The sequence below is a fragment of the Pseudomonas sp. B23(2017) genome (assembly GCF_002113725.1).
Classification (GTDB): Bacteria; Pseudomonadota; Gammaproteobacteria; order Pseudomonadales; family Pseudomonadaceae; genus Aquipseudomonas; species Aquipseudomonas putida_Z.
The window spans coordinates 19517-30181 of record NZ_NEJM01000017.1; the positions used below are offsets into that span (position 1 = coordinate 19517).

6 protein-coding genes are annotated in these 10665 nt (G+C 64.4%); 2 read left to right on the plus strand and 4 right to left on the minus strand.

The features are described 5' to 3' along the window. The first annotated feature begins 48 nt into the window (after nt 1-48). Together treS and glgB are read left to right on the plus strand one after the other, a co-directional pair. The gene (gene treS / locus CAG46_RS23080) at nt 49-3366 is read left to right on the plus strand and encodes a maltose alpha-D-glucosyltransferase (protein ID WP_085614851.1); all 3318 of its coding nucleotides are present in this window, start codon (nt 49-51) and stop codon (nt 3364-3366) included. Then, complete coding sequence (glgB, locus tag CAG46_RS23085) at nt 3367-5577, plus strand: 1,4-alpha-glucan branching protein GlgB (protein WP_085614862.1); 2211 nt, start codon at nt 3367-3369, stop codon at nt 5575-5577. Nucleotides 5578-5694: 117 nt separating this feature from the next. Here the strand turns inward: glgB and CAG46_RS23090 are convergent, their stop codons facing one another. From CAG46_RS23090 to CAG46_RS23105, 4 genes are all read right to left on the minus strand, one after another. Next, nucleotides 5695-6771 (minus strand): autotransporter outer membrane beta-barrel domain-containing protein, encoded by a 1077-nt coding sequence (locus CAG46_RS23090; RefSeq protein WP_025339816.1) that lies wholly within the window; start codon nt 6769-6771, stop codon nt 5695-5697. A 300-nt stretch (nt 6772-7071) separates the two neighbouring features. Then, nucleotides 7072-7881 carry an endonuclease/exonuclease/phosphatase family protein gene (locus tag CAG46_RS23095; protein ID WP_025339815.1) on the minus strand — a complete coding sequence of 270 codons (810 nt, stop codon included), beginning with the start codon at nt 7879-7881 and terminating at the stop codon, nt 7072-7074. A 183-nt stretch (nt 7882-8064) separates the two neighbouring features. Beyond that, nucleotides 8065-10218 (minus strand): glycogen debranching protein GlgX, encoded by a 2154-nt coding sequence (gene glgX / locus CAG46_RS23100; protein ID WP_025339814.1) that lies wholly within the window; start codon nt 10216-10218, stop codon nt 8065-8067. A gap of 153 nt (nt 10219-10371) precedes the next feature. Further along, complete coding sequence (locus CAG46_RS23105; protein WP_085614864.1) at nt 10372-10656, minus strand: DUF2934 domain-containing protein; 285 nt, start codon at nt 10654-10656, stop codon at nt 10372-10374. Nucleotides 10657-10665 lie beyond the last annotated feature (9 nt).

Here is a 10665-nt window from a genome sequence, read left to right on the forward strand (position 1 = left end):
TGCTTGTGCATCAGGGCCAGAGCAACCAGGAATTGAAAGGAGTCGCACATGGCCAAGCGTTCCCGCCCGGCAGCCTTCATCGACGACCCGCTGTGGTACAAGGACGCCGTCATCTACCAGCTGCACATCAAGTCGTTCTTCGATTCGAACAACGACGGCATCGGCGATTTCGCCGGCCTGATCAGCAAGCTCGACTACATCGCCGAACTGGGCGTCAACACCCTGTGGCTGCTGCCGTTCTATCCCTCGCCACGCCGCGACGACGGCTACGACATCGCCGAATACAAGGCCGTGCACCCCGACTACGGCAACCTGGCCGATGCCCGCCGCTTTATCGCCGAGGCGCACAAACGCGGCCTGCGGGTGATCACCGAGCTGGTCATCAACCACACCAGCGACCAGCATCCCTGGTTCCAGCGCGCCCGCCATGCCAAGCGCGGCAGCAAGGCACGGGACTTCTACGTGTGGTCGGATGACGACCAGAAGTACGACGGCACGCGCATCATCTTCCTCGACACCGAGAAGTCCAACTGGACCTGGGACCCGGTCGCCGGCCAGTACTTCTGGCACCGCTTCTACTCGCACCAGCCCGACCTCAACTTCGACAACCCGCAAGTGCTCAAGGCAGTGATCGGGGTGATGCGCTTCTGGCTGGACCTGGGTGTCGATGGCCTGCGTCTGGACGCCATCCCCTACCTGATCGAGCGCGATGGCACCAACAACGAGAACCTTGCCGAAACCCACGACGTGCTCAAGGCGATCCGCGCCGAAATCGACGCCAACTACCCCGACCGCATGCTGCTGGCCGAGGCCAACCAATGGCCCGAGGACACCCGCCCGTACTTTGGCGAAGGCGAGGGCGACGAATGCCACATGGCCTTCCACTTCCCGTTGATGCCGCGCATGTACATGGCCCTGGCCATGGAAGACCGCTTCCCGATCACCGACATCCTGCGCCAGACCCCGGAAATCCCCGCCAACTGCCAATGGGCGATCTTCCTGCGCAACCACGATGAGCTGACCCTGGAAATGGTTACCGACCGCGAGCGCGACTACCTGTGGAACTACTACGCCGAAGACCGCCGCGCCCGTATCAACCTGGGCATCCGCCGCCGCCTGGCGCCGTTGCTGCAGCGTGACCGGCGGCGCATCGAACTGCTCACCAGCCTGCTGCTGTCGATGCCCGGCACGCCCACCCTGTACTACGGCGACGAACTGGGCATGGGCGACAACATCTACCTGGGCGACCGCGACGGTGTGCGCACGCCCATGCAATGGTCGCCGGACCGCAACGGCGGTTTCTCCCGCGCCGACCCGCAGCGCCTGGTGCTGCCGCCGATCATGGACCCGCTGTACGGTTACCAGACCGTCAACGTCGAAGCCCAGGCCAACGACCCGCACTCGCTGCTGAACTGGACCCGGCGCATGCTGGCGGTGCGCAAGCAGCAGAAGGCCTTCGGCCGCGGCAGCCTGCGCACCCTCACGCCGAACAACCGGCGCATCCTTGCCTACTTGCGCGAGTACACCGACGCCGATGGCAACACCGAAGTCATCCTGTGCGTGGCCAACGTTTCCCGCGCCGCCCAGGCGGCTGAACTGGAATTGTCACAATACGCCGACAAAGTACCGGTGGAGATGCTCGGCGGCAGCGCCTTCCCGCCAATCGGGCAACTGCCGTTCCTGCTGACCTTGCCACCCTACGCCTTCTACTGGTTCCTGCTGGCCAGCCACGATCGCATGCCCAGCTGGCACATCCAGGCCACCGAGGGGTTACCCGAATTGACCACACTGGTATTGCGCAAACGCCTGGAAGAACTGCTGGAGGCCCCCTCCAGCGATACCCTGCAAAGCGCCATCCTGCCGCAGTACCTGCCCAAGCGGCGCTGGTTCGCCGGCAAGGAAGGGCCGATCGACCAGGTGCGCCTGTGCTACGGCGTGCGTTTCGGCACCGCCACCACACCGGTGCTGCTTAGTGAAATCGAAGTGCTCAGCGAGAGTGTAGCTACCCGCTATCAGCTGCCGTTCGGCCTGCTGCCCGAAGAGCAGATCAACAGCGCACTGCCACAACAGCTGGCCCTGTCACGGGTGCGCCGTGCCCATCAGGTTGGGCTGATCACCGATGCCTTCGTCCTCGAGCCATTCATCCGCGCGGTGCTGCGTGCCTGTGAGGGCGGCATGCGTCTGCCTTGTGGCAACGGCGAGGGCGAGCTGCGCTTCGAAAGCACGCAGCAGTTGGCGGGCCTGGCGTTGAGCGACGAAAGCAGCGTGCGCTACCTCAGCGCCGAGCAGTCCAACAGCTCGGTGGTGATCGGCGACCAGGTGGTGCTGAAGCTGATTCGCCGGGTCAACCCGGGTGTGCACCCAGAGCTGGAAATGAGTGCCTACCTGACCGCCGCAGGCTTTGCCAACATTTCGCCGCTGCTGGCCTGGGTCAGCCGGGTGGATGAGCAGGGTGCGCCACACCTGCTGATGATCGCCCAGGGCTACCTGAGCAACCAGGGCGACGCCTGGGCCTGGACCCAGAACACTCTGGAACGGGCCATCCGCGACCAGATGGAGCCTTCCAGCCTCGACGCCGATGCGCACACCGATGCACTGGCCGAACTCACCGGCTTTGCCGCCTTGCTCGGCCAGCGTCTGGGCGAGATGCACCTGCTGCTGGCCGCACCGACCAATGACGAGGCCTTCCAGCCGCGCCCTAGCGATGCCGACGACAGCGAACGCTGGAGTGCGCAGATCAGCGCCGAACTCACCCATGCCCTCGACCTGCTGGCCCAGCACCGCGACAGCCTCGACAGCGAAAGCCAGGCGCTGGTCGACGACTTGCAGCAACAGCGCGACGGCCTTGCCCAGCACATCGCCAACCTGACCCGCCAGGCCCAGGGCGGCCTGCTGATGCGCGTGCACGGCGACCTGCACCTGGGCCAGGTGCTGGTGGTGCAGGGCGACGCCTACCTCATCGATTTCGAAGGTGAACCGGCCCGGCCGCTGCAAGAGCGTCGGGCAAGACACAGCCCGTACAAGGATGTCAGCGGCGTGCTGCGATCCTTCGACTATGCTGCTGCCATGATCTTGCGCAGCGCGTCTGCGGTAGACCTTTCCGACCCGGCGCGCCAAGCCCGGCAACGGGTTGCCAGGCAGTACCTGCACCAATCGCGGCATGCCTTTGTCGAAGCCTATGGCCTGGCCACCGCGGCCATGCCTCACGCCTGGCAACAGGCCGAGGGCGAGCGTGCCGCACTGGAGCTGTTCTGCCTGGAAAAAGCTGCCTACGAAATCACATACGAAGCCGAGAACCGTCCGAGCTGGCTGGCCGTGCCTTTGCATGGCCTGCATGGACTGATCAGTACCTGGGGAGAGTCATAGATGAATGCAACCACGCGTGAAAACGGCGGCCTTCGGCAACGGGACCTCGACGCCCTGGCCCGCGCCGAGCACGCCGATCCATTTGCGGTACTCGGCCCCCATGGCGACGGCGCGGGCGGGCAGGTTGTCCGCGCCTTCCTGCCCACTGCCCTGAATGTGCGCATCCTGGCCCGGCATGACGGGCGCATCCTCGCCGAAATGGAGCAGGGCAGCCTGCCGGGGCTGTTCACCGCGCACCTCGATGAGGCACACCCGTACCTGCTGCAGATCGGCTGGGCCGGTGGCGAGCAGATTACCGAAGACCCCTACAGCTTCGGCCCGCAATTGGGCGACATGGACCTTTACCTGTTCGCCGAAGGCAACCACCGCGACCTGTCCGGGCGCTTCGGCGCCCAGCCTATCCAGGTTGATGGTGTCGACGGCGTGTGTTTCTCGGTGTGGGCGCCGAACGCGCGGCGGGTGTCGGTGGTGGGTGACTTCAACAACTGGGATGGCCGCCGCCACCCCATGCGCCTGCGCCACAGCGCCGGGGTGTGGGAGCTGTTCGTGCCGCGCCTGGGCGTGGGCGAAACCTACAAGTTCGAGGTGCTGGGCAAGGACGGCATACTGCCCCTGAAGGCCGACCCGTTGGCGCGTGCCACCGAACTGCCGCCGAGCACCGCCTCCAAGGTAGCGGGGGTGCTCAGCCACGACTGGCAAGACCACGACTGGATGGCGCAACGCGCGCAGCGCCATGCCTACAGTGCGCCGCTGTCGATCTACGAGCTGCACCCGGGGTCGTGGCGCTGCGAGCTAGACGAGGCGGGCGAGGTGGGGCGCTATTACAACTGGCGCGAGCTGGCCGAGCGCCTGGTGCCGTACGTTCAGGAACTGGGCTTCACCCATATCGAACTGCTGCCGATCATGGAGCACCCGTTCGGCGGCTCCTGGGGCTACCAGCCGCTGTCGCTGTTCGCGCCCACCTCGCGCTACGGCAGCGCCGAGGACTTCGCCGCCTTCATCGACGCCTGCCACCAGGGCGGCATTGGCGTGCTGCTCGACTGGGTGCCGGCGCATTTCCCCACCGACGAACACGGCCTGGCGCGTTTCGACGGTACCGCCCTGTACGAATACGACAACCCCCTGGAGGGCTACCACCAGGACTGGAACACGCTGATCTACAACCTTGGCCGCAACGAAGTGCGCGGCTTCATGATGGCCTCGGCGCTGCACTGGCTGAAGCACTTCCACATCGATGGCCTGCGTGTCGATGCAGTGGCCTCGATGCTGTACCGCGACTATTCGCGCAAGGCCGGCGAATGGGTGCCCAACCGCCACGGCGGGCGCGAGAATCTGGAGGCCATCGACTTCATCCGCCACCTCAACGGCGTGGCGGCCCACGAGGCCCCGGGCGCGCTGATCATCGCCGAGGAGTCCACCGCCTGGCCCGGCGTCAGCCAGCCGACCCAGCAGGGCGGCCTGGGCTTTGCCTACAAGTGGAACATGGGCTGGATGCACGACACCTTGCATTACATCCAGAACGACCCGGTGCACCGCACTTACCATCACAACGAGATGAGCTTCGGGCTGATCTATGCCTATTCCGAGCACTTCATCCTGCCCATCTCCCACGACGAAGTGGTGCACGGCAAGCATTCGCTGATCGACAAGATGCCCGGCGACCGCTGGCAGAAGTTCGCCAACCTGCGTGCCTACCTCACCTTCATGTGGGCGCATCCGGGCAAGAAGCTGCTGTTCATGGGCTGCGAGTTCGGCCAGTGGCGCGAGTGGGACCACGATGGCGAGCTGGACTGGTACCTGCTGCAGTACCCTGAGCACCAGGGCGTACAGCGCCTGGTCGGCGACCTCAACCGCCTGTACCGCGAAGTGCCGGCGTTGCACGAGCAGGATTGCCAGCCACAGGGCTTCCAGTGGCTGATTGGTGACGATGCGCAGAACAGCGTGTATGCCTGGCTGCGCTGGAGCAGCAGTGGCGAGCCGGTGCTGGTGGTGGCCAACTTCACCCCGGTGCCGCGCGAGGGGTATCGCATTGGCGTGCCGTTCGGCGAACGCTGGCAGGAGCTGTTGAACAGTGATGCAGAGCTGTATGCCGGGTCCAATGTCGGCAACCTGGGGGTGGTGGAGAGTGACCAGATAGCCAGCCATGGGCAGCCGCAGTCGCTGGCCCTGAACCTGCCGCCACTTGGGGTTCTGATAATGAAACCAGCCTGATGTGTTGCTTGTACTGGCCTCTTCGCGGGTAAACCCGCTCCCACAGGTATTGCACAAGCTTCAGACCCTGTGCGGTCCTTGTGGGAGCGGGTTCACCCGCGAAAGGGCCGAACCTGCCTACCACCGCATCCGCACCCCTAGGCTGCCAATCAACCCATTCAGATCATTGTCGTCCACGTCACTGCTGTAATCGGCACTGACAAACAGCGCCACCGAAGGCGTCACCCGCGCCACCAGCCCCAACCCCAGTTCCACCGTGGTCGAGTAGCGCGAGCTGGAGATCTTGTCGACCTGGTCCAGCTTCACCTCATCGGCATTGCTGAAGTCATACCACACGTTGGTCCGCACATAGGGTTCGATCGGCATGCCGCGTACTTCATAACGCCCGGACAGCCTGGCGCCGACCCGGCCGCTCCAGCTCGGCTGGCTGTCGAAGGCCTGCAAGGTCTCTTCCTGCGCCCGGCTGCCGGGGAAGAACTGCTGGTTGATCAACTGCGCCTGCGGCTCGATCACCCAGCCGCCACCCAGGCCGATGGGGATGCCGCCTTCCAGCGAGAAGGTCATCGCGTGGCCGCTGTCGTCCAGTCGCTGGCCGTTCTCGCCACGGCCATTGACGTCGATGCGCGAACCCATGGCCACGGCATCCAGGTGCCAGCCCTGTTCATGGGTCATGCTCCAGTAAACCCCCAGGCTTTCACCGCTGAGGTTCACGGCGTTGCGTTGCTTGTCGCCCAACAGCCGGCGCATGCCGTTGAAGCTGGTCTGCAGGTTGTTTTGCCCCACGAAGATCCCCGCGCGGTGCACATTGCCCGCTGCAGTTTCACGCACGAACAGGTCCGGGCCGATCGTCAGTTGCTGGCTGGGTGCCTCCAGCTGGTCCGGGGGCTGCGCGCCACCGCGTGCAGTGGTGGGGAAGAACTGCGCCCACTGGCTGGCGACCAGGTCCGGTGCAGCCTGCCCATGGCGTTCGCTCATCTTCTGCGAGAACGCATTCAAGGTACCGATACTCAAGCCACTGGCGCTGACCGGGTCGAGCGACAGCTGTGGTACTGCCGGTTGGTGCAGGAAACCGGGCGAGGCCGGGTCGTCCTGCAGTTCATACGCGATAGTTTCCACCGGGGTTGCCAGAAGCAGCGACGTGGAAACCGCGTAGAAAATGCTGTCGAAGCGCAAGAGGTTCGAGGTGCTTTTCATGGCGGATCTCCTTTGTTTTTGTGTTACAGCCCTAGGACCTGGCCTGTTGTCACGAGCTGTACGGCAAAAACAGTGGGCGACCCAAACCAGCACGCCAGGCTTTCGCCAGCGCGCACGAAGGCGCGAGCTAGAGGCCCGGCGCGAGATCTTTACTGCTTGATATGTTCAGCTAAGGAGAGGCCGCCGCTTGCGTCAAGAAAGTGTGAAGGAAGTGTTCAGGATCCGTGGTTTTGTTCAACGTGTTGAATCTTTTGAGAAATCTGCGAGGTATAGCGGGGTTCGCTATTTGTCGTGGCGTGGCTATGAAGAATGATTGCTAAGCCTGACTTCGACCGACAACGGCAGGTGGTCCGACAGGTGCGACCAAGGTTTGTGCCCCAGAATCCGCGGCCCATGGCTTTCGGCGTTGCGCAGGTAGACACGGTCCAGGCGCAACAGCGGCAGCCGCGCAGGATAGGTGCGGGCCAGGTGCCCATGGTGGCGCTCGAAGGCCTCGTGCAGGTCACGCTGCAGGCCCAGGGTGCGGTTGCCGTGGGATTTCCAGTCGTTGAAATCGCCGGCGATGATCACCGGGGCCTCGGCGGGCAAGGACTCGAGCAGCTTGCGCAGCAGTTGCAGTTGTTTCTGGCGATGGCTTTCCAGTAACGACAGGTGCACGCAGATGGCATGCACCTGGTGCTGGCCGGGCACGTCGAGGATGCAGTGCAACAGGCCACGTCGTTCGGGGCCGGTGATCGACACGTCGAGGTTGCGATGTTCGATGATCGGGTATTTGGACAGCAGCGCGTTGCCGTGGTGGCCGTCGGGGTAGACCGCGTTGCGGCCGTAGGCGAAGTCGCTCCACATGCTGTCGGCGAGGAACTCGTACTGAGAAGTCTGCGGCCAGCCGGGGTAGCGCGCGGCGTGGCGGTCGTGGCTGCCGAGCACTTCCTGGAGGAAGACGATGTCGGCCTGGGTGCTGCGCACCGCCTCGCGCAGTTCCGGCAGGATGAAGCGCCGGTTGAAGGCGGTGAAGCCCTTGTGGGTATTCACCGTCAGCACCTGCAGCCGCTTCACGGCCGGGGCCTGGTTGACACTGGCGAAACCTTTACTGCCGGCTTCGGGGTTCACGGTTACTCCTCAATGGCGGGTGCATGGGTGTTGTATGTCCCGGCCCTATCGCCGGCAAGCCGGCTCCCACACTTAACGCACAGGCCCGTCGGCCAGCGGATTACCTGTGGGAGCTGGCTTGCCGGCGATGAAGCCAGTACAGGCAACCGATACACAATGGGACCGACGATGGTCCCCCGGGGTTCACTCCTCATCGCGCTGCAACACCATCAGCAGCAACGATCGCCCCTTCACCTCAAAGGTGCTGTCGAACTGCAGATGCTGCCCCTTGCGCAGCTCTGGCCGGTCGGTATCGACCAGGCAGCTCCAGTAATCCCCCTCGGGCACGGTCGGCAACTCGAACGGTACGATGTCGTGGTGGGCATTGACGATCAGCAACACGGTGGCCTCGGCGCCTGGCCTGGCAATGCCGCTGACCTGGGCACGGCCATCGATCAGCATGCCCAGGCAACGCCCGTGCGGGTCTTCCCATTGCTCCACGCTCATCTCGTTGCCATCCGGTGCCAGCCAGGTCACGTCCTTGACGCCGATCGCCTCATTGTAGTCGCCCACCAGAAAGCGCGAGCGGCGCAGTACCGGGTAGGCCAGGCGCAGGCGGGTCAGGCGCTTGACGAAAGCCAGCAGCTCTTTGCCCTCCTGGTCCAGGTCCCAGTTCACCCAGCCGATCTCGCTGTCCTGGCAATAGGCATTGTTGTTGCCGTGCTGGGTGCGGCTGAACTCGTCACCAGCGACGATCATCGGCGTGCCCTGGGCCAGCAGCAGGGTCGCGAAATAGTTGCGCATCTGGCGCATGCGCAGGGCATTCACGGCCGGGTCGTCGGTTGGCCCCTCGACACCGCAGTTCCACGACAGGTTGTTATCGGTGCCGTCCTGGTTGTTCTCGTCGTTGTCTTCGTTGTGCTTGTGGTTGTACGACACCAGGTCGCGCAAGGTGAAACCGTCGTGGGCGGTGACGAAGTTGACCGAGGCATAGGGGCGCCGGCCACGGTTGTTGAACATGTCCCCCGAGGCGGTCATGCGCGAGGCAAAGTCGGCCAGTTGGCCTTCGTCGCCTTTCCAGAAGGCGCGCACGGTGTCGCGGAAGCGGTCGTTCCACTCTGCCCAGCCCGGGGCGAAGTTGCCCACCTGGTAGCCGCCCGGGCCACAGTCCCAGGGCTCGGCAATCAGCTTCACCTGGCTCAGCATCGGGTCCTGGCGGCAGGCGACGAGGAAACCGTGGCGTTCGCTGTAGCCGTCGTGGTAGCGGCCAAGGATGGTCGCCAGGTCGAAGCGGAAGCCGTCCACGTGCATTTCGCCGGCCCAGTAGCGCAGCGAGTCGGTGACCAGCTGCAGCACGCAGGGGTGGCTCAGGTCCAGGGTGTTGCCGGTGCCGGAATCGTTGATGTAGTAACGCTTGTCGTCCGGCATCAGGCGGTAGTAGGAGGCGTTGTCGATACCGCGCATCGACAGCGTCGGGCCGCGCTCGTTACCTTCGGCGGTGTGGTTGTAGACCACGTCGAGGATCACCTCCAGCCCGGCGTCGTGCAGGTGCGCGACCATTTCCTTGAATTCGGCGATCTTGCCGCTGGCCAGGTAGCGCGGATGGGGGGCGAAGAAGGCGATGCTGTTGTAGCCCCAGTAGTTGTTCAGGCCCTTGTCCAGCAGGTGTTGGTCGTTGACGAAGGCGTGAATCGGCAGCAGCTCGATGCTGGAAACGCCCAATTCCTTGATGTGCTTGAGCAACTCGTCATTGGCCAGGCCGGCGAAGGTGCCGCGCAGTTCTTCCGGTACCGCCGGGTGGCGCATGCTGATGCCACGGGTGTGGGCCTCGTAGATGATTGTGCGCTCCCAGGGGATCAGCACGCGCTGGTCGCGGCCCCAGGTGAAGGCGGGGTCGATCACCTTGCACTTGGGCACGAACGGCGCGCTGTCGCGCTCGTCGAACGACAGGTCGCCGTCGGGGTGGCCGATGGTGTAGCCGAACAGTGCTTCGGACCATTGCAGGCTGCCGACCAGTTGTTTGGCATACGGGTCGATCAGCAGTTTGTTGGGGTTGAAGCGGTGGCCGTTCTCCGGCTCGTACGGGCCGTGCACGCGGTAGCCGTAGACCAGCCCTGGGTGCGCGTCGGGCAGGTAGCCGTGGTAGATCTCGTCGGTGTATTCGGGTAGCTCGATGCGTTCGATTTCGTGCTCGCCGGTGGAGTCGAACAGGCACAGCTCGACCTTGGTGGCGTTGGCCGAGAACAGGGCAAAGTTGACCCCAAGGCCATCCCAGGTGGCGCCGAGGGGGAAGGGCAGGCCCTCGCGGATACGCGACGGGGCGACCGAGCGGGTTTTCTTCGGGGTGCGGGGGCTCATGGCGGTCCTCTAGTGGCCGTGGTGAAGGGGGGGTTGTGTAGTCCTGTCCTGGCCCTGTCGCCGGCAAGCCAGCTCCCACAAGGTCTCCACAGGTCTCAAAACCGGCGCTGTACTTGTGGGAGCTGGCTTGCCGGCGACAGGGCCAGGACAGGCTTAACCGGCAGAAGGCTTTTTCACCGCCCGGGTCTTTTTCGCCACAGCCGGTTTAACCCCCGGCAGGGCAGCCACTTTGGGCTCGGCAGGCGCCTTCGGTTCAGCCGCTACCTTGGGCTTGGCCGGCGCCCGCTTGCGCGGCGCCGCCTTGGGTGCCAGCGCCTCGGCTTCGGCCAGCTTGCGCGCCATGTCCCAATGGCGGTCCTCCTGGCCGGCGGGCTTACCCTCAGATTCCCAGATCTGGTAGGCAAATTCGCGGATACGCTTTTCATCAACACTCATCATGACGCTCCT

Bases quoted from the DNA above. Each gene is read 5' to 3' on its own strand.
- treS (WP_085614851.1), top strand. From the start codon at position 49: ATGGCCAAGCGTTCCCGCCCGGCAGCCTTCATCGACGACCCGCTGTGG.
- glgB (WP_085614862.1), top strand. From the start codon at position 3,367: ATGAATGCAACCACGCGTGAAAACGGCGGCCTTCGGCAACGGGACCTC.
- CAG46_RS23090 (WP_025339816.1), bottom strand. From the start codon at position 6,771: ATGAAAAGCACCTCGAACCTCTTGCGCTTCGACAGCATTTTCTACGCG.
- glgX (WP_025339814.1), bottom strand. From the start codon at position 10,218: ATGAGCCCCCGCACCCCGAAGAAAACCCGCTCGGTCGCCCCGTCGCGT.
- CAG46_RS23105 (WP_085614864.1), bottom strand. From the start codon at position 10,656: ATGATGAGTGTTGATGAAAAGCGTATCCGCGAATTTGCCTACCAGATC.